Annotated in this window: 24 protein-coding genes; 15 read left to right on the top strand and 9 right to left on the bottom strand. The window is 56.7% G+C overall.

The genetic code is table 11. The annotated features are described in order from the left end of the window. Positions 1–23: 23 nt before the first annotated feature. The 3 genes from L0664_RS10640 to L0664_RS10630 all read right to left on the bottom strand — a co-directional run bounded on the left by L0664_RS10640 (position 24) and on the right by L0664_RS10630 (position 3,515). The gene (locus tag L0664_RS10640) at positions 24–1,475 is read right to left on the bottom strand and encodes a heme biosynthesis protein HemY (RefSeq protein WP_235225781.1); all 1,452 of its coding nucleotides are present in this window, start codon (positions 1,473–1,475) and stop codon (positions 24–26) included. A gap of 18 nt (positions 1,476–1,493) precedes the next feature. Continuing rightward, the gene (locus L0664_RS10635; RefSeq protein WP_235225779.1) at positions 1,494–2,747 is read right to left on the bottom strand and encodes a COG4223 family protein; all 1,254 of its coding nucleotides are present in this window, start codon (positions 2,745–2,747) and stop codon (positions 1,494–1,496) included. A gap of 72 nt (positions 2,748–2,819) precedes the next feature. Further along, a complete protein-coding gene (locus L0664_RS10630; protein WP_235225777.1) occupies positions 2,820–3,515 on the bottom strand; it encodes a uroporphyrinogen-III synthase in 696 nt (231 codons plus the stop codon). A 78-nt stretch (positions 3,516–3,593) separates the two neighbouring features. Between L0664_RS10630 and tsaD the strand changes: the two genes are divergently transcribed. The 5 genes from tsaD (at position 3,594) to L0664_RS10605 (ending at position 6,798) form a co-directional block, all read left to right on the top strand. Next, on the top strand, positions 3,594–4,688 hold the full coding sequence (gene tsaD, locus L0664_RS10625; RefSeq protein WP_235225775.1) for a tRNA (adenosine(37)-N6)-threonylcarbamoyltransferase complex transferase subunit TsaD: 1,095 nt from the start codon (positions 3,594–3,596) through the stop codon (positions 4,686–4,688). Further along, entirely contained in the window at positions 4,685–5,647 is a 963-nt protein-coding gene (locus L0664_RS10620; RefSeq protein WP_235225774.1) for an NAD(P)H-dependent glycerol-3-phosphate dehydrogenase, read from the top strand. Before tsaD ends, L0664_RS10620 begins: the two co-directional genes overlap by 4 nt. 2 nt (positions 5,648–5,649) lie before the next feature. Further along, the gene (locus L0664_RS10615) at positions 5,650–5,922 is read left to right on the top strand and encodes a YciI family protein (RefSeq protein WP_235225773.1); all 273 of its coding nucleotides are present in this window, start codon (positions 5,650–5,652) and stop codon (positions 5,920–5,922) included. Continuing rightward, positions 5,922–6,341: an EVE domain-containing protein gene (locus L0664_RS10610; protein ID WP_235225772.1), complete on the top strand. Its 420-nt coding sequence runs from the start codon at positions 5,922–5,924 to the stop codon at positions 6,339–6,341. The genes L0664_RS10615 and L0664_RS10610 overlap by 1 nt, the downstream gene beginning before the upstream one ends. A gap of 61 nt (positions 6,342–6,402) precedes the next feature. Then, positions 6,403–6,798, top strand: coding sequence for a DUF1761 domain-containing protein (locus L0664_RS10605; RefSeq protein ID WP_235225771.1), 396 nt, complete (start codon positions 6,403–6,405; stop codon positions 6,796–6,798). Positions 6,799–7,026: 228 nt separating this feature from the next. Here the strand turns inward: L0664_RS10605 and L0664_RS10600 are convergent, their stop codons facing one another. The 3 genes from L0664_RS10600 to ahcY form a co-directional block, all read right to left on the bottom strand. After that, positions 7,027–7,368, bottom strand: a complete 342-nt coding sequence (locus L0664_RS10600; RefSeq protein ID WP_235225770.1) for a DUF2853 family protein — start codon at positions 7,366–7,368, stop codon at positions 7,027–7,029. A 107-nt stretch (positions 7,369–7,475) separates the two neighbouring features. After that, entirely contained in the window at positions 7,476–8,258 is a 783-nt protein-coding gene (locus L0664_RS10595) for an extensin-like domain-containing protein (protein ID WP_235225769.1), read from the bottom strand. 9 nt (positions 8,259–8,267) lie between these two features. Beyond that, positions 8,268–9,656, bottom strand: a complete 1,389-nt coding sequence (gene ahcY, locus L0664_RS10590; protein WP_235225768.1) for an adenosylhomocysteinase — start codon at positions 9,654–9,656, stop codon at positions 8,268–8,270. 110 nt (positions 9,657–9,766) lie between these two features. On the opposite strand from ahcY, the gene L0664_RS10585 reads away from it, so the two are divergent. Next, a complete protein-coding gene (locus L0664_RS10585) occupies positions 9,767–10,357 on the top strand; it encodes an HD family hydrolase (protein WP_235225767.1) in 591 nt (196 codons plus the stop codon). Continuing rightward, positions 10,354–10,827 carry a GNAT family N-acetyltransferase gene (locus L0664_RS10580; protein ID WP_235225766.1) on the top strand — a complete coding sequence of 158 codons (474 nt, stop codon included), beginning with the start codon at positions 10,354–10,356 and terminating at the stop codon, positions 10,825–10,827. Before L0664_RS10585 ends, L0664_RS10580 begins: the two co-directional genes overlap by 4 nt. 45 nt (positions 10,828–10,872) lie before the next feature. Here L0664_RS10580 and L0664_RS10575 read toward each other — a convergent pair whose 3' ends face one another. Then, positions 10,873–11,025: a hypothetical protein gene (locus L0664_RS10575; RefSeq protein ID WP_235225765.1), complete on the bottom strand. Its 153-nt coding sequence runs from the start codon at positions 11,023–11,025 to the stop codon at positions 10,873–10,875. A gap of 97 nt (positions 11,026–11,122) precedes the next feature. Here L0664_RS10575 and L0664_RS10570 point away from each other — a divergent pair, with 97 nt between their 5' ends. Continuing rightward, entirely contained in the window at positions 11,123–11,998 is an 876-nt protein-coding gene (locus tag L0664_RS10570) for a LysR family transcriptional regulator (RefSeq protein ID WP_235225764.1), read from the top strand. Between the two features lie 67 nt (positions 11,999–12,065). Here the strand turns inward: L0664_RS10570 and L0664_RS10565 are convergent, their stop codons facing one another. Together L0664_RS10565 and L0664_RS10560 are read right to left on the bottom strand one after the other, a co-directional pair. Then, positions 12,066–12,611, bottom strand: coding sequence for an ActR/PrrA/RegA family redox response regulator transcription factor (locus L0664_RS10565; protein ID WP_235225763.1), 546 nt, complete (start codon positions 12,609–12,611; stop codon positions 12,066–12,068). A gap of 74 nt (positions 12,612–12,685) precedes the next feature. After that, on the bottom strand, positions 12,686–13,303 hold the full coding sequence (locus L0664_RS10560; protein ID WP_235225762.1) for an SCO family protein: 618 nt from the start codon (positions 13,301–13,303) through the stop codon (positions 12,686–12,688). A gap of 86 nt (positions 13,304–13,389) precedes the next feature. Between L0664_RS10560 and regB the strand changes: the two genes are divergently transcribed. From regB to addA, 7 genes are all read left to right on the top strand, one after another. Beyond that, positions 13,390–14,778, top strand: a complete 1,389-nt coding sequence (regB, locus tag L0664_RS10555; RefSeq protein ID WP_235225761.1) for a sensor histidine kinase RegB — start codon at positions 13,390–13,392, stop codon at positions 14,776–14,778. Between the two features lie 198 nt (positions 14,779–14,976). Then, a complete protein-coding gene (locus tag L0664_RS10550; protein ID WP_235225760.1) occupies positions 14,977–16,440 on the top strand; it encodes a PAS-domain containing protein in 1,464 nt (487 codons plus the stop codon). A 55-nt stretch (positions 16,441–16,495) separates the two neighbouring features. Beyond that, entirely contained in the window at positions 16,496–16,966 is a 471-nt protein-coding gene (tsaE, locus tag L0664_RS10545) for a tRNA (adenosine(37)-N6)-threonylcarbamoyltransferase complex ATPase subunit type 1 TsaE (protein ID WP_235225759.1), read from the top strand. Further along, positions 16,959–17,921, top strand: coding sequence for an aminoglycoside phosphotransferase family protein (locus L0664_RS10540; protein ID WP_235225758.1), 963 nt, complete (start codon positions 16,959–16,961; stop codon positions 17,919–17,921). Before tsaE ends, L0664_RS10540 begins: the two co-directional genes overlap by 8 nt. After that, positions 17,903–18,595, top strand: a complete 693-nt coding sequence (locus tag L0664_RS10535; RefSeq protein ID WP_268821637.1) for a nucleotidyltransferase family protein — start codon at positions 17,903–17,905, stop codon at positions 18,593–18,595. Before L0664_RS10540 ends, L0664_RS10535 begins: the two co-directional genes overlap by 19 nt. Continuing rightward, entirely contained in the window at positions 18,588–21,533 is a 2,946-nt protein-coding gene (addB, locus tag L0664_RS10530; protein WP_235225756.1) for a double-strand break repair protein AddB, read from the top strand. Before L0664_RS10535 ends, addB begins: the two co-directional genes overlap by 8 nt. After that, positions 21,530–24,907 (top strand): double-strand break repair helicase AddA, encoded by a 3,378-nt coding sequence (gene addA / locus L0664_RS10525; protein ID WP_235225755.1) that lies wholly within the window; start codon positions 21,530–21,532, stop codon positions 24,905–24,907. Before addB ends, addA begins: the two co-directional genes overlap by 4 nt. Positions 24,908–24,953 lie beyond the last annotated feature (46 nt).

Raw genomic sequence — 24,953 nt, 5'->3', positions numbered from 1 at the left:
CCGCGCAGAACCGTGGAAAAGTCCTATTTCGCGTCTTCGGTCTCAACCACATCATCGACGATTTCCGCCTCGACAATGTCGGTGCCTTGCGGTGCATCCGTCGGGCCCACAATAAGCGGCAGCATTTCAACGCCCGCAGGCATCGCCACCTCGCCTTTTGGCGGTTCGCGCCAGGACAACGTGTCAAAGCCGGAACAATTGACGCAAACAGGTTCCCAAACCGCATGGATGTGCTGGCAGTTATCGCAAATCCACTGCGGGCCACGCGGGGCCGTCAGCGCCTTGGCCAACCACCCACGCACAACCGCATCCGCTGATCCTTCGCCCCGTTCAATTGCGGCCATAATCGTCAGGCTACGCGCTGTCGGGTTTTCAGCCACAAGCTCTGTGATGGTGCGGCGGGCTTCCGGGAAATCCTCAGCGGCGATGTTCAGCTCGGCGACCAGCATTTTGGTCTCTGCATCATTGGGATGCGCCTTTGTCAAATTGCGGAACCGCTTGATCCGCGCAGCCGGGTCTTCGTCGGGAATAATAGCGGCAAACGCAGCGGCCAGATCGGAATGCGGCGCAACATCCCATGCCTTTTTGATCACGCGCGCCGCGGCACGTGCATTGTTTTTCTCAATGTAGGTTTCCGCCGCCAGAACGGCCGCAGGAACAAGATCGGGCGACATACGGTTCGCCTCAATCGCGGCGTCCTGCGCTTCCGGTGTCTGGCCCTCTGCAAAAATTCCCTTGGCTTCGGACAACGCCAAAACCGCATCGCGACGCCGATGCACATTGCGCGGCAACTGGCCGGTCTTCAACTTGGCCGTCAGCGTTTCGCGCGCGCCCTTCCAATCAGATTTTCCGGCTTGCAGGCGCAGCAACGTGTCTTGGGTTTCGACATGCTTTGGCTTAATCGCGAACGCCTTTTCCGCCAAAAGCAGCGCGGTGTCGGTATCCCCGTCCTCAAGCTTTTGTTTCATGATCCCGCGCACACCAACGAACCGCGTTTTGTCGTCTTCCAACAGCTTACGGTAGGTCTGTTCAGCCGTTCTGCGATCACCCGCAAGCTCTGCCGCTTGCGCCGTCAAAAGGTTCGTCAATTCGGGCCGCTCAAGGAATTTTTCAGCACGGTTAGCCTTGGCCATCGCAAGGCGCCCTTCACCGGATGCCAGCGCCATCATCCCTTCGGACAAGGCCTCAAAACCTTTGCGTTCACGGTTGCGCGAAAAGTAGCGCGAAATCGCGGTTTCATCCCCATTCAAAAACTTGAACGTCGCAATCGCCAGACCGATCAGTTTCAGCGTCACCCACACGAGGACAACCAGCACGATCAATCCAATGACCATTTCAATCACAGAAAACGTCGCCGCCTGCCCGCCGACATCAATCGTCGCGCTGCCTTCCATATCCAACAGCATCGTTGCGCCAAAAGTTGCGGCCATAACGACAGCGACGAAGGCCAAAATCTTTACAAGGGACCAGATCATCAGGGGGCAGCCTCAGTTCTAATTATAGGTTTCGGAAAGGGTCGCAATGGCGTCCAGAACGTCTGCGCGTTCGGTTGCCTGTGCGGTCCAGTCGGTCATTTCAGCGCGCGCCACTTCGGGCAGCGCTTCGATTTCGGCCAAGGCATCCGCCACACGGCCTTCTTTTATTGCAGCTTCAGCGCGGGACAAAACAGCGTCCGGCCCTGCGCCTTCTTGGGGTGCAGTTGATCGCACATCAAACTGGTTGCGCAGGAATCCACCAATTCCTCCGCTTTCGCCCGATACACCCTCGGCACGGGCCGTCGCCAACGCAGCACGCGCCGCAGCAGGGAAATCACTGGTCAGTTCAGCCGTCGTCGCCACACCTGTTTCAGCCGCCGACGTCAGCGCCAGTGGCAAATCCACATCGCCCAGATCACCCACCGCATCCGCAAACGGCGCGCCAGTTTCAACAGCCGTCGCGACGCGGTTCAACGCGGCACGGAATGCCGCCGCCTGCGCAGACGCAATCGCCTCTTGCTCAAGCTGTTCAGCCTCGGCGCGGGCTGCCGCCAAATCCGCCTCGGCTTGGGCCGCCGCCGACATGACATTTTCTTGCTGCGCATCAAGATCGGCGCGCAATTCCTCAAGCTCGCGCTGATACGCTGCCAGGGCCGTGTCCGATAACGTCCCATCCGAACCGGGCCGCTTTTCAACTTCTGTCAGCCGATCATCCAGCGCCGCCAATCCAGCATCAATGGTGTCGGACAACGCACTGGTTTGCGCCGCTGTCTGTTCACCCAATCCAGAAATCTCTGCCTCGATACCTGACAAATCAACGCTCGGTGCCTCGGCCAACTGCGCCTCAAGCGCTGCAATCTGATCGGACTGCGCGCTCACCTGCGCCGCCAAATCATCTGAATCGCCATTCATCGGGTAGTAGGTCGCGATGCCATATCCAATCGCGCCGGCAACAACACCGCCCAGCAGCAATGGCAAAAACCCTGCCGTCGGCCATGGATCCGGCTGTCGCTGGGGTTCAGAAGGCGCGATTTCTTCACGAATATCGTCAACCGGCTCTTCAACGATTTCGATGTCCAGATCGGTATCCGTTGTTTCGCTGTCTTCCACGGAATCCACATCTGTATAGGCTGTGTCGTCGGCCTGCGCCTGCGCAACGTCTTCGTCCGTCACGACAGACACCGCTTCTTCCGTCGACGTCACCTCAACCGCGTCATCAACTGACGTGTCGATCTTGGATTTTCCGGTCTTGGTTTTGGTAGACTTAGCCACGTCTGATACCTGCTCACATCGCCCTGAGCCCGAACGCCCACCCAAACACTCTATCGCGGGGGCCAACGACCCTCAAGCGATCAAACCAGCCGTTTGTGCGACCATTGATTGCAGGTTCGGATGGTCAGAAACGGTGATGGACGCGGGGGACATTCCCACCGCAGCCTCGCCAACAGAATCGCTGATCGTAACAACATGTGCGCCACTAAAATCAAACTGCCAATCGATTAGAATCGACACTGTTTCTGCGGAAAACACCGGAAAGATCAAATGTTCGACAGACTGCAAGATGCCCAGAACGGACCCGTCTACAGGCACAACATCTTTGCGATAGGCAACAATTTCCGCGCACACCAAACCACCTGAGGTCAAAACCGTGCTGACGTCTCCGATCGAAACTTCCCCCCTAATGTGAACCAGCTTTTCCAACGCCCCCCGCGCGAGAATCACCGCGCATAAATCCTGTGCAGACCCACCCGCGCTGATCGCCGTGTACCCCGCTTGTCTGGCTGCATCCGCCGTGGCGTCCCCAACACAATAGGCCACGCGCCCGTTTCCCTTGGGCGCAAAGGCAACACCGGCTCGCGACGTAAACACCGCCGCCTCAAAATCAGGAATACGCGCACCCGTCGCGACAAGCTCGAACGCGGGCACAATCAAGGGCCGGAACGGGCCAGCAACCCGCGCCAGCGCAACCGAAAACCTTTCAGATGCAACACGGGGCCGCGTGATCAGGACGGTGGGATGAACATATGGGGGCAGGGTCAAACCTCTCCGGCCATTGTGGCGATTGCGGGCAAGTGTTACCTGCACACCACCCAGACGCAAGCTAGGCGACCCACTCGCATGTCCGTTCCCATGACCATCCTCGGCATCGAAAGCAGCTGCGACGACACCGCGGCCGCCGTCGTGCGCGGGGTGCCATCCAATGCGCATGTTTTGTCAAATGTGGTCTTTGGCCAAACCGACGCCCACGCTGCTTTTGGCGGTGTCGTGCCCGAAATCGCCGCACGCGCCCACGCCGAAAAGATCGACCTCGCCATCGAAGGTGCACTATCGCAGGCCGGTTTGGGGTTGGATAAGATCGACGCCATCGCCGTCACCGCGGGCCCCGGGCTTGTGGGCGGGGTATTATCAGGCGTGATGTGCGCCAAGGGCCTAAGTGCCGCGACGGGGTTGCCGTTGATCGGGGTCAACCACCTCGCGGGGCACGCCTTAACGCCGCAACTGACAGACGGGATCGCATTTCCATACGTTATGCTTCTGGTATCGGGCGGCCATTGCCAATTCCTGCTGGTTCAGGGGCACGACGACTACACCCGCCTTGGCGGCACTATCGACGACGCACCCGGCGAAGCCTTCGACAAAACCGCACGCATCCTCGCGCTCCCACAGCCCGGCGGCCCATCTGTTGAACGGCACGCAAAGGCGGGCAACGATCGCGCCTTTGCCTTGCCCCGCCCCCTGCTGAACCGCGACGATTGCAACATGTCCTTTTCCGGTTTGAAAACGGCCATCCTGCGGGCGCGTGACGATGTCATCGACCAGCACGGCGGGCTTCCGTCATCGATCCGATCAGATTTATGCGCCAGCTTTCAGGCCGCCGTGCGCGATGTTCTTGTCGCAAAATCACGCAAAGCAATGGCCGCAGCGCGGGCGCTGACACCCGAGATTCGTTCATTTGCCGTCGCAGGTGGCGTTGCAGCAAACGGCACGATCAGATCAGCGTTAGAAGCGTTTTGCGCTGAAACAGACACTACTTTTGTGGCACCACCCCTCTCCTTGTGCACCGACAATGCTGCGATGATCGCCTATGCGGGGCTGATCCGGTTGCAGCACGGTCAAATTGACGACATGTCATTAACGGCCCGCCCGCGTTGGCCCCTTGATCAGACCAGCCCGACACTGTCAGGTAGTGGAAAGAAGGGGGCCAAATCATGAAGATCACAGTTGCTGGCGCTGGCGCATTCGGTACGGGCTTGGCCATCGCTCTTGCTGCAAATGGCCCCGTAACGCTTTGGGCGCGCGATGAAACCGCCGCGGCCGACATGGCGCAAACCCGTGAAAACGCGGCGCGCCTGCCGGGTCACACATTGCCCGCCAATCTCCTCGTCACATCCAGCGTGGCCGACGTTTTTGACGCCGACACAATTCTGCTCGCCATTCCGGCGCAAAAACTGGGCGGCTGGCTGGAAGAACACGCCGCGCATCTGGCAGGAAAACGGCTCGTTGCGTGCTGCAAGGGCATTGATCAATCCACATTGCGCGGCCCCGTCGCCCAGATTGAGGCCCACGTTCCATCCGCCATCGCCGCGATGCTCACCGGGCCAAGCTTTGCTGCCGACATCGCGGCCCATCTGCCGACCGCCCTGACACTCGCGTGCAAAGACACCGTCGAAGGCCCCTATCTACAGGCCAGCCTTTCGACCCCCAATCTGCGCCTCTATCTCAGCCATGATGTGATTGGCGCAGAACTTGGCGGCGCGTTGAAAAACGTCATCGCGATTGCCTGTGGCGTCTGCATGGGCGCCGGATTTGGCGAAAGCGCGCGCGCTGCGGTGATCACACGCGGGTTTGCAGAAATGCGCCGGATCGGCAGCGCCCTTGGTGCGGATCCGGAAACCCTGACAGGCCTTTCGGGCTTTGGTGATCTAGCGCTGACATGCACTTCAGACGGGTCGCGCAATTATCGGTTCGGCCAGTCCATCGGGTCGGGCCAAGACTTCGATCCAAACACAACCGTCGAAGGCGCAGCTACCGCACTTTCAGTCACTAACCTTGCCAAAAACCACGATTTGGACCTTCCCATTTGCCGTGTCGTGGCCGATCTGTCGTCGGGCAAAATTGATCCTGAAACAGCCCTCGCAACCCTTCTCTCACGTCCCCTTCGAAAGGAATGACCATGCGTTTTACCCTCATCACCCGCGACAAACCCGATGCCCTTCAAATCCGCCTCGACAATCGCGATGCCCACCTCGCCTATATTGCCGACACTGGCGTGGTTGAAATGGCGGGCCCGTTTCTTGATCCGAATGGCACCATGTGCGGGTCTCTCATCATCATGGATGTCGACTCCCTCGACGCGGCACAAAGCTGGGCGGACAATGATCCTTATGCAAAGGCCGATTTGTTCGAAAAGGTCCGTATCGAGGAATGGAAAAAGGTGATCGGCTGATGCGCTACTGGTTGTTCAAATCCGAACCCTCCGTCTGGGGCTGGGCCGATCAGGTGGCAAAGGGCGACGTGGGCGAAGAATGGGACGGCGTGCGCAACTACCAGGCCCGCAATTTCATGCGCGACATGACAGTCGGCGATCTCGGGTTCTTCTATCATTCCCAGAAAGAGAAATCCGTGGTGGGAATCGTCGAAGTCTGCGCCGCCGCGCACCCCGACAGCACGACCGACGATGAACGGTGGGACTGCGTGGATATCAAAGCCGTTCGCGCCTTTGAAACCCCCGTCACCCTTGATCAAATCAAAGCGGATGAACGCCTAGCCGACATGATCCTCGTGCGCAATTCCCGCCTGTCCGTCCAACCCGTCACAGACGCCGAATGGCTGGCCATTTGTGCAATGGGCAACACAAAACCCTAGCGTTAGACCCTGAAAATGCCCAAACTGCCCCCACCATAGCCAAATAATAAGGGAGGGTCTTATGGGATTTCTAGCAGTCGTCGTTGGCGCCGCAGCAAGTTTTGCGTTCGGCGCGTTTTGGTACGGTGTGTTCTCGAATGCGTGGAAAACGGACAGCAAAGTGCCGCTGGACGACGACAACAACCCCAAGAACATGCGCAGTCCGGTGCCCTACATCACCTGCGCGATTTCCTTGCTTCTGGTCGCAGGTATGATGCGCCACAGCTTTGCGACGGCGGGCATTGATACACTCGGAAAGGGTTTGATGTCGGGCGCAGGAATCGGTTTGTTCTTCGTCACACCTTGGGTCGCGCTGTTTAACGGATATTCGATGCATTCCCAGCGGCTTACGCTGATCAACGGCGGATATGCGACGATCGGTTGCGCGCTGATGGGTGCGATCCTGACACTTCTGTAGCGAAAATAGCGAAAGGGCCCGGGCACCCCGCCCAGACCCTTTCTCTCACCCACGTGTTACTCCGCAAAGCCACCACACGTGTATCTGAAACTGGTTCCGGGCCATCCTGGCCGCATGAACCTGATACCCGACCGCATCGGTTTCACGCAAACAAATAGCCCGTAAGATACATATAAAATGCAAAACGCCCGCCGGTAAAGGCGGGCGTTGCGATGTCATCGGGCCGATTTAGCCGTAGACGGATTCTTTGCCGAAATGCTTGGTCAGCATGTAATAAACGACGGCACGGTACTTGTTACGCTCGGATTTGCCGTATGTTTCGATCACAGAATTGATGGCTTCCATCAGCTGTGGACCGTCCGCAAGGCCCAGTTTCTTGATCAAAAAGTTGTTCTTAACTGTCTCAAGCTCGGACGCTTGGCTGCCGGCAACCGTGGACGCATCAGCGTTATAAATCGAAGGGCCGCAGCCAATCGTCACTTTCGTCAAAAGGTCCATATCCGGCGTCATGCCGCACTTGTTCTTCAAATCGTCTGCATAGGTTGCGATCAGGTCATCACGCTTGCTCATGGTATTCTCCCACCTAGATTTGGCCGGTTATTTCGGCGCTGTGGCATAGGTTAATGCCTTAACCCGCCATCTCAAAGGGAAATTCTACGCCCAAGTTCCCCGCCACTTTATCGGCACGTGCCCCAGCCGCGCGCCTGCAAATGAAAATGGTCCGCATGCAGGGCGTTGTATTCGGGGCTAAGGGTCGTTGCGAACCACGTGCACGCACTGTCCTTCGCTGCCCGCAGAAACGCCGCTTCGGGTCCGGCACCATCCCAATCACGGATTAAACGAACGCGGCGACCATCGGCAAAATCAAATCCGGTGATGTCGATGGCATCGGCCGTGGAATGGGTGCTCCACCGCGTGCTGTTCCCGTTGCTTGTCCGAATGGGGCGGCAATTATAACTGCCAATCTGGCGAAACACGGTAACGTCGGTGCCCAGAATATCACGCGCAGCAGGCTGGACACCGTGGCGTTCCCACATGGCTAATCGCAACGCCGTGGCACAAGATGTTTCAATCGGATCAATGCGCGCCGCACCAATTTGGGACAGCCGCACGCGGTTGCGCACATGGCAGTTGTCCGTCACCTCAAGCGGGGTCATGGAACGGGCCTGCGCGGAGGCATCCAACACAGCAACACACTGTGCCGGATCGGCCAGCGCCAAGCGCATTTTCCACGTGGTCAGCGGTGTAACGGGTGCTGCCACGGCCAGCGGCGTCGTCGGGTTCCAATGATCGGGCAGGGGCGTCTCAGGGTGAAACAGTGCCAAAAGCCCACCCACAATTGCCCCGATAACACCAAGCGATAAAACCGCCCCGCCAACAGAACGAAAGACCGCCCAACGCGAAACGCGAGGCCGTTTGGCGGCCTCGCGTTCCTCAGAATGTTCGGGGTCGTGCGTCACGCCGCGCCCTTAGTAGCGGTAATGCTCTGGCTTGAACGGGCCTTCAGGTGTTACGCCAATGTATGCCGCCTGTTCAGGATCAAGCTTGGACAGTTTCACACCGATGCGGTCCAGATGCAGACGCGCAACTTTTTCGTCCAGATGCTTGGGCAGAATATAAACGCCGGGCTGGTATTCATCGCCCTTCGTCCACAATTCAATCTGCGCCAAAACCTGGTTCGTGAACGATGCAGACATCACGAAAGACGGGTGGCCCGTTGCGTTACCAAGGTTCAACAAACGACCCTCGGACAGCAGGATCAAACGGTGCCCGTTGGGCATCTCGATCATGTCGACCTGTTCTTTGATGTTCGTCCACTTGTGGTTCTTCAGCGCGGCAACCTGAATTTCATTGTCGAAGTGGCCGATGTTGCCAACAATCGCCATGTCTTTCATGCGGCGCATGTGTTCGATGCGGATCACGTCTTTGTTGCCCGTCGTCGTGATGAACAGATCGGCCGTTTCGATAACATCTTCAAGCGTCGTCACCTGAAAACCGTCCATCGCCGCCTGAAGCGCGCAGATGGGGTCAACTTCGGTCACGATCACACGCGCACCGGCCCCCGCCAATGACGCAGCAGATCCTTTGCCCACATCGCCGTACCCCATCACAACCGCAACTTTACCGGCCATCATGGTGTCCGTCGCGCGGCGGATACCGTCCACAAGGCTCTCTTTACAGCCGTATTTGTTGTCAAACTTCGACTTGGTCACAGAATCGTTCACGTTGATCGCAGGGAAGGGCAGCTGGCCGTTCTTGTGCAGATCATACAGGCGGTGAACGCCCGTTGTTGTTTCCTCGGAAACGCCCTGAATATCACCACGTGTTTTGGTGAACCAACCGGGCGACAGCGCCATGCGCTTTTTGATCTGCTCTTTGATCACGGCTTCTTCTTCGGATGTCGGAACGGCCAGCACGTCTTCGCCGGCTTCCATGCGCGCACCCAAAAGAATGTACAGCGTCGCGTCGCCGCCATCGTCCAAAATCATGTTCGCGCCATCGGGGAACGCAAAGGATTTATCAAGATAATCCCAATGCTCCTCAAGGCTCTGACCCTTGATCGCGAATACTGGCGTGCCGCCTTCGGCAATCGCCGCCGCCGCGTGGTCTTGCGTGGAAAAGATGTTGCACGACGCCCAGCGCACATCGGCGCCCAGCTCAACCAGTGTTTCAATCAGAACAGCCGTCTGGATCGTCATATGCAACGATCCGACAATCCGCGCACCTTTCAACGGCTTGCTTTCACCGAACTCGGCGCGGCACGCCATCAGGCCCGGCATTTCTGTTTCTGCAATGTCCAGTTCCTTGCGGCCAAAGCTGGCAAGCGCGATGTCTTTAACGATGTAATCCTTGGCCATAAGCCGCTCTCCTCGGGATGTCATTTGCGATGCACATAGCACCGCCGTGGGGTCTCGACAATGGACTGGGTCAGGCCATAGGGTCGCGGCTCATTTGAAAGGTCACATCGATGAAACAACCCCGTGCATGGCAGCGGATGCTGTCGGGTCGCAGATTGGATCTGCTTGACCCCACCCCGATGGATGTCGAAATCGAAGACATCGCGCACGGCCTTGCGTTTGTGGCGCGCTGGAATGGTCAGACGATGGGGGATTTCGCCTATTCCGTCGCCGAACATTCGCTGTTGGTGGAACAGATTTTCACCGCGATGAACCCCAAGGCACCGGTCAAATGGCAGCTTGCCGCGCTGCTGCACGATGCGCCCGAATATGTGATTGGCGATATGATCAGCCCGGTTAAGGCCGCCGTTGGTCCCGGCTATGAAACGCTGGACGATAGGCTCATGGCCGCGATCCACATCCGCTTTGGCCTCCCCGCGCAAGTGCCCCCCGCCATCAAGAAACAAATCAAGAAAGCCGACAAAATCAGCGCTTGGCTTGAGGCTGTGCAAATCGCAGGCTTCACCGTCGCCGAAGCGGACAAATTTTTCGGAAAACCAGACCCTAACTTAGCCAAAAACGCCAAAATCCAGCTGCGCCCACCGCTAGACGTGCGTCAGGATTTCACCACACGACACGCCACTCTGATGGAGCTTTTATGACATTCGATGTCCGCGATATGCACCGCAACGACGTCCCCGCTTGCGTCGAAATCATCAATCATATTATCGCCCTTGGCGGGTCAACGGCGTACGAAGACCCCTACACAGAACCCCACTTCGCCGATCATTATCTTGATGAACCGCCGGTGACGAACGTAGTGCTACTGGGCACCCGTCTTGTGGGGTTTCAGGCGGCGTTCGATATCGGGGATGGCCTCTATTCCATCGGCAGCTTTACCGATCAGCAAAATCCGGCCCGTGGTGCGGGCCATGCGATCTTCGCCAAAACGCTGGCTGATTGTCGCGCCCATGGCGGCACGGCGATCCTTGCGAAAATCACGTCTGATAATACAGGCGGCCTCGCGTATTATTCCAAAATGGGGTTCGAACCCGACACCATCTGGAAAGACGACCACACCCGCCGCGACGGCACGACGGTTGATCGCATTGTGAAACGTTACACTCTTTAACGAACGGGGCGGCGCACAGGGATGATTGCCGCCCCGTCCACACCCCTACCAAAGATCGCGATAAGGGTTGTGGGGATGCCGCTTGCGTTCATGTTCCGGCACATGACGATCCGCATGGGTTTTCAGGTGCTCGGGAATCTTGTTGCCGCGTCGGGCAAGTGTCGCGGTATACATGGCATCTGCTAGTAAAGTGAACATATTCGCCTCCATTGGTTATGTTGATAGCCAACAGATAAACGCTCATACCGATTCCCCCTAGTCAGGAAGAATTTCGATGTGTTAGCCTAGCTTTCAAATGAATTGGAACGATATCCCCTCCCTCGCGGCCCTGCGCGCATTTGAGGCCGCCGCCCGTCACGGCAGCTTTTCGGCCGCTGCACGTGATTTGAACGTCACCCATGCGGCCATCGCCCAACACGTTCGCGCCCTCGAAGACCACTTCGGGCAATCCTTGATGCAACGCGACGGGCGCGGCATGTCCGTCACACCGGAAGGCCGCGCATTATCCGATTCCCTCTCCGAGGCCTTTGGCCTTATCGCCACAGCGTCCCATGATCTGCTGGATCAATCCCAAACCCGCGCGATCCGTGTTGCGGTGACACCATCGCTGGCCGCCAACTGGCTGATGCCCCGCATCGGTAGTTTTTGGAATCAGCACCCCGAAATAGAAGTCGAACTTGTACCAGCCATGACCCTCGTCGATCTGCGCCGCGATAATATCGACGTCGCAATTCGCTACGGCAAAGGCGGCTGGGCTGGCGTGTCTTCCACGCCGCTGATGCCCGCCGGACACGTTGCCGTCGCCGCGCCAAGCTATGTCGAAGGACGCAAAATCGATTGCCTGTCAGACCTCAAGGGGTTGCGCTGGCTCATGGACGGGACTCGCTCAGAAGAACGGTTCTGGATTTGCGCCAACGGCATCGATCTGGACGAAGAATGCGTCACCATGTTTCCCACCGGCCAGCTTTCGCGCGAAGCCGCGCGCGCGGGCCTCGGCATCACTGTCCAGCCCGCCCCGATTGCGGCCCCCTATATCGCGTCAGGCGCATTCGTCGAACTCTGCGCCGAACAGGACAGTGACATCGCCTATCACATCCTCACCCGACCAGAGGTTATATCCCCGACAAGGGACATATTCGTCAAATGGTTAAGGTCCGAAGCCACATCCTGACCCATATCAAACCCATACCGGAACCATACTGAACCCATACGCCGGATTTCTTGGGTTTCGGAAAGTGTTAACGCGGGCTGCGCTTCGCCAGAATGCGCTGCAACGTCCGGCGGTGCATGTTCAAACGCCGCGCCGTTTCAGACACGTTGCGATCGCATAATTCATACACACGCTGGATGTGTTCCCACCGCACGCGATCCGCGCTCATCGGGTTTTCAGGCGGCGGAGGAAGCTCGTCCCCTGTCGCCAAAAGCGCGTTGGTCACGTCCGTCGCATCGGCAGGTTTTGACAGATAATCTGTCGCGCCAATCTTGACGGCAGCAACGGCTGTCGCGATGGCACCATAACCGGTCAGCACAACGATCCGCGCCTCGGGGCGGCGTTCGCGCAGCGTCTCAACCACATCGAGCCCGGTGCCGTCTTCTAGCCGCAGATCAACCACCGCGTAGGCCGGCGGGCGGGCCGTTGCGATGGCCTTACCCGCAGCAACGCTATCGGCTGTTTCAACACTGAATCCACGTTTCTCCATCGCCTTTGCCAGACGACGTAAAAACGGTTCATCGTCATCCACCAACAAAAGGGACGGGTCTTCGCCAAGATCATGCAGTTCCATCGTGTCTTCCCCTTAATATTCGTAGCAAAAGGTAGTGCTCATTGGGGGGTCGGTCAAATTTTGCATCTAACAAACTAACTTGCAGCGTCAACAAAACAGCTCAGGCTTTCGGCCATTTGCTCTGGTGTGACGTCGCGGCGATAGAACTCCTGGAAACCATGCTCAGGGAAGACAAGGTAGGACATCGTCGTATGATCCACGAGGTAGTATTCATCCTCTGCGTCCTGCTTGGCGTAATAGGTCCGGTACGCTTGTGACGCGGCACGCACCTGTTCGGGTGAACCCGTCAGGCCAAGCATTCTGTCATGGAAATTATCGGTAAAGTCGCGCACCACATCAACCGTATCGCGTTCCGGATCGATCGAGATGAAAACAGGCGTCACCTCTACCCCTGCATCGTCCAGAATATCGACCGCTTGCGCGTTCCGCATGTTGTCCAGCGGGCAGACATCAGGGCAGAAGGTGTAGCCGAAATAAATCAGCGTCGGGCCCGTAATCACATCAGCATCCGTGACAGTCGCGCCCGTTTCATCAACAAGCTCGAACGGGCCACCAATGGCGCCCCCTGCGGCCTGGCTGGCACGGCATCCGGCAAAAATATCATCGGACTTACCCATCTGGGTTGCTGCAAACGTACCCCCCAAAAGGGCAACAACAACGGCTCCTGCAGCGATTGCGTAGGTCTTCGACATGATGTTCTCCACAAAATTGGTCGCGGTTGACGTCTGAATATGCGCACCATGTAAAAGGTAAAGTCACAATCGGGTCACAGGACATTATGGCGCAGATCGAACATGATCTATTTTTGAACGACCAACGCAGCAATTGGGTCCGTCTGCGTACGCTGGTCATGCTGCGCTGGTTCGCAGTGGTCGGCCAGATCGGTGCGGTGCTGGCAGCAGTCTATATCTATCAGTTCACACTTGAAATCGGGCTGATCGCAATCGTGATCGGCATGCCTGTTCTGGCGAATGTGATCTCTGTATTTCTGTTCCCGGAAAACCGCCGCCTGTCCGAAGGCGAAGCGGACCTGATGATCGGTTTTGACCTCCTTCAACTTGGCATGCTGCTATATCTGACGGGGGGGTTGAACAATCCGTTCGCATTGCTGATCCTCGCGCCGATTACTGTTGCGTCGACCATCCTGCCGCTGCGCAGTACCCTCATTCTAGGTGCGATTGCTTTGGCAGTTGTTACCCTGTTGCGGTTCCAAAGCCTGCCGATCCTGACAGCTTCTGGTGTTCCTCTTATCCTGCCGGAACTGTTCGTTTTCGGGTTTTGGTTATCGCTGGTGATCGGCGTCGTTTTTGTGGGAATCTATGCCCGCCAAGTAACCCAAGAAACCCTATCCATGGGCGAAGCTTTGGTCGCCACGCAAATCGCCCTCGCGCGGGAACAAAAGCTGACAGATCTTGGTGGGGTCGTTGCCGCCGCCGCCCATGAATTGGGGACACCGTTGGCAACAATCAAACTGGTCAGCAGTGAACTGATCGACGAGCTTGATGACAATGACGAAATGAAAGAAGACGCGATGCTGATCCGTGCACAGGCGGATCGATGTCGCGATATTTTACGATCAATGGGGCGCGTCGGCAAAGAAGACCACCTCATGCGCCACGCCCCGATAGAAACCGTCATCCGCGAGGCGAGCGAACCACATCTCGAACGCGGCAAGACCGTGACCTTTTCAATTCTGCCAGCGGACGAAGGCGCGCCTCGCCAGCCGGATATCTACCGCCGTCCGGAAGTGATTCACGGTATCCGGAACCTCGTCCAGAATGCGGTAGATTTCGCAATGGACCGCGTTTTGATCGAAGTCAGCTGGACCGCAGACAATATCCTAATCCAGATCAAAGACGACGGGCCCGGTTTCCCATCCTCGGTGTTGGGCCGCATTGGTGATCCTTTTGTGCGGCGACGCCGGAACGACGTAACACGCGCCCAGCGCCCCGGTTATGAAGGCATGGGGTTGGGTTTGTTCATCGCAAAAACATTGCTGGAACGATCCGGCGCAAAATTGCAATTTGCCAATGGCGCTGCGCGCGCACTGTCCGACAAACGGGGCGGGGCTATTGTCAGCGTTGAATGGCCCCGATCCGTGATCGAAGCAAAAGTCGAAAAGGCGCGCGGGGCGCTGGGTGACAATACGCCGATAACACAGGCTTAACTTCAATTAATCGTGCCTTAACGAGCAATTAACTAAATCGAAGCATTCTCATTTCTGCTGAGTCGGAGGTGTCTGTTGGATCAATTTGGTTTACTTGGAGTTCTCGGAGCGCTGCTGATAGGGGCAATTGCCGCAGTCATTGTTCTGACGTTCTGGATCAAATCGAACAGTCGCATCGCGATTGTTGGGCGTACACTCATGCACGAGGCCGAGGGGTCGATCACGTTTCTTTTTGAAAATGATGTGTTGCTAGACGTCACACCACGGGCCCGCACCTTGATGGAGCAAAGCGACAGCCATCGATCTGACTGGGAAAACTTCCTGACGCTTTTGTCTGCGCGGTTCCCACATTTACGTTCACAGTGCCAAGACCTCGCGAGTGTTGGTAAGAAAACAATCAGCCCCCAAGACGGTCAACCCGGTTGGATTGAGGCAGAGTTTTGGAACGGTCTTGCGCGGATCACGCTTGTTCAAGACAAAGATCATCCCGATGAAATGCTTGACCCGCTTACAGCCACAGCCATGGAACACGAACTCGAAACGCTGCGCAGCATCGGCGAAGATTCCCCGCAATTGATTTGGAAACATGATGCAGAGGGCGTGCTGATCTGGGCCAACCGCGCTTTCATCGAACTCTCCGAAGCGATCAATCCGGTTGGTCCTGATGACATTTTGCCTTGGCCGCCAAAAAGCATTTTCACGGACACAGCAACGCCCGCCGGATCAGCGCCTGTCATCGATATGCACCGCATAGAAATCCCCGGCGAAGAAAAACCAATCTGGTTCGAAGTCACGGGCGTTAAGCGTGGAACGGACACGATTTACTTTGCCGTTGACGCAAGCGCCGTTGTATTTTCCCAAGAGGCCCAGAAATCCTTTGTGCAAACCCTGACCAAAACATTCGCGCAATTGTCTGTTGGGCTCGCGATTTTTGATGCGGACCGCCGGTTGGTCCTGTTCAATCCTGCGCTTGTCGATCTGACGGGCCTGCCCGCACATTTTCTGATCGCCCGCCCGGCCTTGTTCTCGTTTCTGGACCGGTTGCGCGACCAGAACATGATCCCCGAACCCAAAGATTACACATCATGGCGCGGGCAAATGGTCGCGCTGGAATCCGCCGCCGCTGAAGGCAATTACCATGAGACTTGGCTGCTTCCCAATGGGCAGACATTTCGCGTTACAGGCAAACCACACCCCAACGGCGCAATTGCATTTTTGATGGAAGACATCAGCGATGAAATTTCGCTGACACGCAAATTCCGATCCCAGATCGACACCAGTGCGGCCGTCATCGACAATCTTACCGCTGCGGTGTCTGTATTTTCATCCTCCGGGTCTTTGATCATGGCCAACAGTGCCTACCGCGAACTTTGGGGCACTGAACCTGATGGGTCGCTTGCCAGTCGTGATTTTTCTGACGAACTGTCATCATGGGAAACCGCCTCAGCGCCTTCTCCGGTGTGGGTCAAATTGAATGAGACATTGAAACGCGGTGGCAGCGACCGCCCGTGGCAAGGGTCGGTCTGGCTCGACAGTCATGTTGAACTGACGTGCCAATACGCACCCCTTCCCGAAGGCAACCACCAGATTATTTTCATCCCCTCCGAAAGGGTCATCGAAGCCGAAGCACCGTTTGAGTCCATAGAATTCAGGGCAAGCTAACTCAAACGCTTCGAATTGCCCTTGCAGGCACACACCCGCCGCATACAGTCGGGGCATGGCGAAATCCTCAACCACACTTCGGCTGTCGACAGAAGACGACACCGCCCTTCTTGGCCAGACCCTCGCGCGGTTTGCTAAGGCGGGCGATTGTATTTTGTTGCGCGGCCATATTGGTGCCGGAAAATCTGCCCTCGCCCGCGCATTTATACGCGAACGTCTTGGTGCGGATACCGAAGTTCCCTCACCTACATTCACACTCGTCCAAGTCTATGACCTTCCCCATATCGAAATTTGGCATGCTGATCTATACCGTCTAACAGACACCCAAGAGGCGGTTGAACTTGGCCTGACGGACGCCTTCGACACCGAAATCTGCCTAATTGAATGGCCCGAAATCCTGGGCGATCTGGTTCCTGAAAATGCGTTGAACATCGAACTTTGTGCAGGTCGCGATGCGCATTTGGCGACCCTAACGTATGATCAAAACTGGACCGACCGGTTGGCATCGATTGACCAGCATGCGTAGTGAAATTGTGTCCGACTGGCTGGCCCGAACCGATTGGGCGAATTGGCATCGCAACGCTATGACAGGCGATGCATCCGCGCGGCGGTATGAACGCCTCACCAATGGTCACGGCATGAACGTCATCTTGATGGATGCCCCGCCCGATACCTGCGGCAGCCAATCGCGGTTTGTTGAGATCGCAAAACACCTCCGCGGCCTAGGCCTCGCCGCGCCGCAGATTCTGGACTGGGATGATGGGCTTGGGCTTATGATCCTCGAAGACCTTGGCGAGGCTGATTTCGCCAAACATCTGAAATCCTCACCCACCGAAGAACGCGAACTTTACGAAGCCGCTGTTGATACATTGCTGGCGCTTCAATCGGTCGCCCCGCCCAAGAGGCTAGACAAGATGACGCCCGCGGTCGCGGCCGATATGATCGACATCGCCTTTGACTGGGCCGCCATTGAGAAAAGCACAGATCTAGCGGCGGAACTGAAGGCCAATATTCATGATCTTTTGAAACAGGTCGATCCATCGCCGAGCGTTCTGTCATTGCGGGATTTCCATGCCGAAAATCTGATCTGGAGGCCTGATCATCAAGGCCTGTCCACCGTTGGACTTCTGGATTTTCAAGACGCTTTCGTCACACATCCTACCTATGATCTTGCCTCACTGCTGCGCGATGCCCGCCGTGATGTGAACCCTGAACTTCTGGATATTTTATTGCCCCGCTTGATTTCAGGCCCAACAGATCGCACAGCCGCACGTTCTGCATTCCACGTGATCGCAATACAACGAAACTTGCGGATTCTTGGCATCTTTAATCGGCTGGCGCGACACAACGGGAAAACCGGATACCTCGATCTTATCCCAAGAGTACGGGCGCACCTGAGAACCGATTTAGAAGCCCCGATCTGCGCCGATATTGCGCCATTGATTGAACGGGCCTTCGGCACATGGGATGCGTCGTCATGATACCAAATTCAATTCTATTGTTCGCAGCGGGCCTTGGAACACGGATGGCGCCGTTAACAGATACCCGCCCAAAATCACTGGTTGAGGTCGCCGGAAAACCACTACTGGATCACGCGATTGATCAATGTGCGGGCCTCAACATTGTGGTGAATACCCATTATTTTGCAGACCAGATCGAACGCCACATCGATGGGCGCAATATTGCCCTTTCCGATGAAACCGATCTTTTGCGCGAAACGGGCGGTGGGCTGAAACATGCCCTTCCCCTTCTTCGGTCCAACCCCGTTTTCACCATGAACACAGATGCGGTTTGGCGCGGGCCGAACCCTATCGCAACACTTCAAACCACATGGTCGGACGACATGAACGCGTTGCTGCTGATGATTCCGCGCAAGGACGCTGTCGGGCATATTGGCGATGGCGATTTTGACATCGATGCCAACGGTCGCCTGACCCGCGGCACCGGTTACGTTTATTCCGGATTGCAAATTATCCGCACTGACGGGCTGTCAAAAATCACCGACGAATCCTTTTCGATGTGGTCGCTTTGGAACGACATGTTGAAAGACGGGACGATGTACGGCGTACCCTATGATGGCCAATGGTGTGACGTTGGCCGCCCCGACAGTATCGCGATTGCCGAAACCATGCTTGAGAGCGCCCAAGATGTTTAACCCCACGACAGCCCCTCGCGTTTTTGGCGTGCCAATTGGCGCGGATTTTTCAACCGCATTGCATGACGGATTGCGTACTTATTTCGCGAACCTCGCCCCGACGGACGTGGCGCAGGTCGACATCTACGTAAACACGCGCCGTATGCAGCGCCGTTTGCTTTCGCTGTTTCATGATGGCGACGCGGTGTTGTTACCCAGGATCATGTTGGTGACTGATCTTGCGCTAAATGCTGACCTGGAAGGCGCGGCGCCTGCCGTGGCACCACTGCGCCGCAGACTAGAGGTCGCACGTCTTGTCAAAGGTCTGATCGAGGCTGATCCAACGCTGGCAGCGCGCAGTTCAGCCTTTGATCTTGCGGAAAGCCTTGTGGCGCTGATGGGCGAAATGCAGGGCGAAGGTGTTCATCCGGATGTTATCGCCAATCTTGATGTGACGGACCAGTCGGGCCATTGGCAGCGATCGCTTTCGTTCATCCAGCTTGTTCAGCAGTATTTTGGCATGGCCACGCAACCAGACATAGAAGGCCGCCAACGCCGCGTCATCGAAACACAGGTCGCGCGATGGCAGGATGCGCCGCCATCCCATCCCATCATCGTGGCGGGATCAACCGGTTCACGCGGCGCGACCTCTCTTTTCATGCAGGCCGTCGCAATGCTGCCTCAGGGGGCTGTCATTTTGCCCGGTGTTGACCACGATATGCCGCGCGACGTTTGGGACCGACTTGATCCCAAATCTGGCGGCGAAGACCATCCTCAGTACCGGTTCAAGGCATTGTGCGATGCGTTGGATATTCACCCCCGCGACATTGCGCGTTGGGGTCCAATAACAGACATCAATTCTGCCCGCACAGGATTGGTGTCATTGTCGCTGCGTCCCGCCCCGGTGACGGATCAATGGATCAAAGACGGTCCCGATCTGGGTGATCTTTCAGACGCAACACAAGACCTGACCTTGATCGAGGCCCCAACCCCCCGCGCAGAGGCAGACGCGATTGCCGTGCGTCTGCGCCAAGCCGTTGAAGACGGCCAAACTGCGGCACTCATCACGCCGGACCGTATGTTAACCCGCCAAGTCACAGGCGCGCTGGACCGCTGGGGCATTACCCCTGACGACAGCGCGGGCTTGCCTTTGCAGCTGACCGCACCGGGGCGGTTTTTGCGCCATATCGTTGATCTGTTTTCCGCCCCACTGGATGCGGAACGCCTATTGGTTTTGCTGCGTCACCCGCTGACAAATTCAACGTCGAAAACGGGCACCAATCACAACCTTCACACCAATGCGCTTGAACTTGAACTGCGCCGCAACGGGCCGCCCTTTCCAACGATAGACAGCCTGACATCATGGGCATCCCAAACCGCAGATCGCCATCCGGACAGGCCTGCGTGGGCACTGTGGGTCGGAACCATTCTGACAGGTTTGACCACCACCGATGCACTGCGACTAGACACGCATATTGCCAATCACATCGACATCGCCGAACGGCTGTCTGCTGGCCCTGACAGCGACGGATCAGGGGAGTTGTGGAAAGAAGCCGCAGGCCGCGAAGCCTTGCGCGTTATGTCAGAACTGCGCACCCACGCGGACGCAGGTGGTGACATGACGGGTTGGGATTACCGCCAATTGGTTGGCAGCGTTCTGGCCACAGGTGATGTCCGCGATCGGGATCGTGGCCATCCGCAAGTTCTGATTTGGGGCACGCTTGAGGCGCGCGTGCAGTCCGCTGACCTCGTGATCCTTGGCGGGATGAACGAAGGCACCTGGCCCGAAGCCCCTGCGCCCGATCCGTGGTTAAATCGCCCCTTTAGAATGCAGGCCGGATTGCTTTTGCCCGAACGGCGTATCGGGTTAAGCGCGCATGATTTCCAACAGGCCGTCTGCGCCAAACATGTGGTGATCAGCCGCGCAATCCGATCAGATGAAGCTGAAACAGTGTCGAGCCGATGGGTCAATCGCCTGACAAATTTACTGGGCGGACTGACAGAAAAGAACGGTCCGGACTGCCTTAGGGCTATGCGCGAACGTGGGCAGCATTGGCTTAACCTTGCCGCAGAAATCGCAGCGCCCAAGGTGTCTGTTGCCGCAGCACCCAGACCGTCCCCCGCGCCACCAGCGCACGTGCGGCCAGACCAGCTTTCGGTCACTCAAATCAAAACCCTGATCCGCGATCCTTATGCGATCTACGCCCGCAAAATTTTGCGTTTGAACGCGCTTGATCCGCTTTCACACAACCCCGACGCGCCCCTGCGCGGGATCATTGTTCACGAAATCCTCGAAACATTTGTGCAGCGCGGAATTGATCCGTCTGATGCCACTGCGGCGGACGCGTTGATGGATATCGCGGATGATGTTCTGATGACCCATTGTCCATGGCCCGCAATGCGCATTTTATGGCGGGCCCGTATCGCGTCCTTTGTCCCGCATTTCTTGATCGAGGAACAAAAACGGCGCGCGACGTCTACAAACTTCGGCCTTGAAATGCGTGGGGAGCTACGGCTTAAATCCGTGCCATTTACCCTCACAGGGATGGCGGATCGTATCGATCTGACGGCCGATGGCGAGGCGATAATCTACGACTATAAAACAGGCAAACCGCCCAGCGCAGACCAGCAAAAGCATTTCGATAAACAGCTGCTGCTAGAAGCCGCAATGGTTGAACGCGGTGCGTTCAAGGCGCTTGGCGTCGTGCGCACGAAGGCCGCGATTTATATCGGGCTGGGCAGCGATCTGAAAGACGTGCCCGCCCCATTGAAAGACGCACCACCGGACGAAACCCTCGAAAAGTTCGAAAACCTCATGGCCAAATGGATGGAACCTGAAAAGGGATACACGTCACGGCGCGCCAACGAGACGCTGACATTTGCGGGCGATTACGACCACCTCGCACGATACGGCGAATGGGATGAAACGCATCCCGCAACCGTGGAGGACATGGCATGACCCTGAACGACGCGACCCGCCGCCAGATTGAGGCCGCCGATCCGACGCAATCCACGTGGCTGTCGGCGAATGCCGGATCGGGTAAAACACGTGTTTTGACCAACCGCGTCGCGCGGTTGTTGCTGGACGGTACAAAGCCAGAAAATGTGTTGTGCCTGACCTACACCAAAGCCGCCGCGTCCGAGATGCAGAACCGTCTGTTCCAGCGTTTGGGCGAATGGGCGATGATGCCCGCAAATGAATTGCGCGATCAATTGAAAGACATGGGCGCACGATCATCCGTTGATGATGCCTATCTGGCAAATGCGCGAAAATTGTTTGCCGCGGCCATCGAAACGCCCGGCGGACTGAAAATTCAGACGATCCATTCATTCTGCGCCGGTGTGCTACGCCGCTTTCCTCTCGAGGCTGAAGTCAGCCCGCAATTCAAAGAAATGGAAGATCGTGCCGCCGCGCTTCTGCGTGATGAAGTCTTGGATGAAATGGCGACAGGACCACATGCAGATGCCGTTGCAGGGTTTGCGAAATATTACACTGGCGCCGATGTCGGCCAATTTCTGGCCAGAATTACGGGTCGGCGTGCCGCCTTTTTGAACCCCGTCAATGACGATGATCTTGCCCAAGCGTTCGGAATTCCGGCTGGCGTTACCCAACAAGATGCCGTCGATGTGGCCTTTGTCGGGGGCGAAAACGATCTGGCCGATGATCTGGCCGATGCCTGTAAAGGCACCAGCAAAACCTATGAAAATTTCGCCGCCGATCTGAAATCCCTTGATCTGTCGACGCCGGATATGGCGTCGCTTGAAAGGGTGTTTTCATTATTTCTTTACGCAGCCGACAAAAGCAGCAAATCGCGTAACTGGCCGCTGTCAAATCACAAGAAGGCGGTCGAGGCTGTCGCCCATATCGTTGATGATGTTCATGCTTGGATGGATCGAACGGCGGATGCCTACGACTACATTTGTCGTATCAATGCGCTGGACAAAACCCGTGCGTTGTTCGCTTTCGCGACCCCGTTCGTTAAGGCGTATGAGGCGAAAAAAGTTGCCCGTGCCGCGCTCGATTTTGATGATTTGATCAGCAAAGCCAAAGCGCTTTTGGAAGATCCTGCCGTCGCGCAGTGGGTGTTGTTCCGCCTTGATGGTGGCGTCGATCACGTACTGGTCGACGAGGCACAAGACACATCACCGGATCAATGGGATATCGTGCGCTTGTTGACGCAAGAATTTTCAACAGGCATCGGTGCCAACCCTGATCGTGAACGCACGGTCTTTGTCGTTGGTGATAAAAAACAGTCGATCTATTCATTTCAAGGCGCGGACCCAGAAGGGTTTGATCGCATGAAAGACCATTTCGCAACTGAACTGGGCAAGGTCAAAAAGACGCTTCAAGACAGCGAATTGTTGTATTCTTTCCGGTCGTCTCAGGCAATTTTGCAATTGGTTGATCAGACGTTTCGCGGCGAGATGTCCGAAGGTCTCGGGGACAGGATTGAACACCTCGCCTTCAAGGACGAAATGCCCGGACGGGTTGACCTTTGGCCGATGGTCGAACCATCCGATAAACCAGAAGAACGCGAATGGGATGATCCGGTTGATCTGAAAGGGCGCACCAACAACAAAGTCATTTTGGCCCAACAGATCGCGTCCGAAATCAAACGGATGATCAACGAAGAAACGCTGCCGACGAAAGGCCGCGATGAAACGCAATGGTCGAGGCGCAAAATAACGCCGGGCGACGTTTTGATCCTCGTACAGCGGCGATCAGACCTGTTCGATGAAATCATCGCGGCCTGTAAATCCGCCGACCTTGAAATTGCAGGCGCCGATCGCCTAAAGCTTGGTGGTGAACTGGCCGTCAAAGACATCGCCGCCCTTTTGCAATTTCTATCTTTGCAGGACGATGATCTGTCCCTTGCGGCGGCTCTCAAATCACCATTGTTCGGCTGGTCGGAAAAACAGCTCTATGACCTCGCGCAGCCGCGCAAAAAAGGGCAATCCCTTTGGGAAACTTTGCGGACGTGCGGTACGCACGAAGAAACACTGTCCGTATTGCATGACCTGCGAAATACCGCTGACTTCCTGCGTCCCTACGATCTGATCAATCGACTGCTGATCCGCCATGGCGGGCGCGAACGCCTGCTGGCGCGGTTGGGGCACGAAGCGGAGGACGGGATAGATGCGCTCCTGTCGCAAGCTCTCGGCTATGAGCAGTCCGATGTTCCCAGCCTCACCGGGTTTTTGTCTTGGCTGCAAACCGAAGACGTCACGGTAAAACGCCAAATGGATTCTGCCAGTGATCGTATCCGCGTGATGACGGTGCACGGCGCAAAGGGGCTTGAGGCGCCAATCGTCATTCTACCCGACACGACCAAACGCAAACGCGAAGTGCGCAGTGATCTTTTGACGTCTGAAAATCATGTGTTCTGGAAACCAAAATCCGACGTCATGCCGCAATCTCTTCGCGAAGTTCAAGACGATATGTTGGATGCGCAAGACCGCGAACGCCGCCGTCTTTTGTACGTTGCAATGACCCGCGCGGAAAACTGGTTGATCGTGGCTGCCGCTGGCGAAGACGCCAAGAACGAAGGCAGTTGGCACACAACAATATCGGACGCGATGGACCACCTTGATAGTGTGACCCACCAAGCCCCCTTTGGCGACATCAAACGGTTTAGCCAACATGACTGGTCAGACGGACCTTTGAAATCAACCACCGCCACGGCACCTATGGCAACGCCCACCGCAACCTTTGGGCAGACGTTACCGGACCTTGTGGAAAAATCCGGCACTTTGTCGCCCTCAGATCTTGGGGGTGCGAAAATTCTTGCGGGGGAAACACATACCGATGCCTCTGATCTGGCGCTTGCTTGGGGCCGAATGGTGCATTTACTACTTGAAATGCTGCCACAGATTGACCTTTCCGCCTGGCAGACGACCGCGACGAAGCTGATCGAAAACCAACCTGATGTTGGTCTGATCGCCAATCCCGATGACCTGATAAAAGAAGCCATCGAAACGCTGGTTGCGCCTGATCTGGCATGGATCTGGCAAAGCGGTTTGGCAGAGGTTCCTATTTCGGCCACGCTGTCTGCCCTGAACGACGAACGTATCTACGGAATCATCGACCGTTTGATCGTCACGGACACTGACGTCATCGCGATAGATTACAAAACCAACCGCGCCGTGCCCAAAACGCCTGATGAAACACCCGATGGTTTGGCCCGCCAACTTGCTGCTTATCGCGATGCGTTGCGTCAAATTTATCCAACCCACAGAATTCGCACGCTTCTTTTGTGGACGAAAACAAACACCCTGACGGAATTGGCTGACTCCACTCTCGACGCTGCTCTCAATGCTGTGACCACGCCTTGACGCACCCTGTCTGCGTCCATACGTTCGCCCTCCAAACACACGTCCA

This window comes from Octadecabacter dasysiphoniae, from assembly GCF_021532615.1.
Taxonomy (GTDB): Bacteria; Pseudomonadota; Alphaproteobacteria; order Rhodobacterales; family Rhodobacteraceae; genus Octadecabacter; species Octadecabacter dasysiphoniae.
Note: the sequence above shows the minus strand (reverse complement) of the source record. Positions and strands in the feature narration are given on the sequence as shown.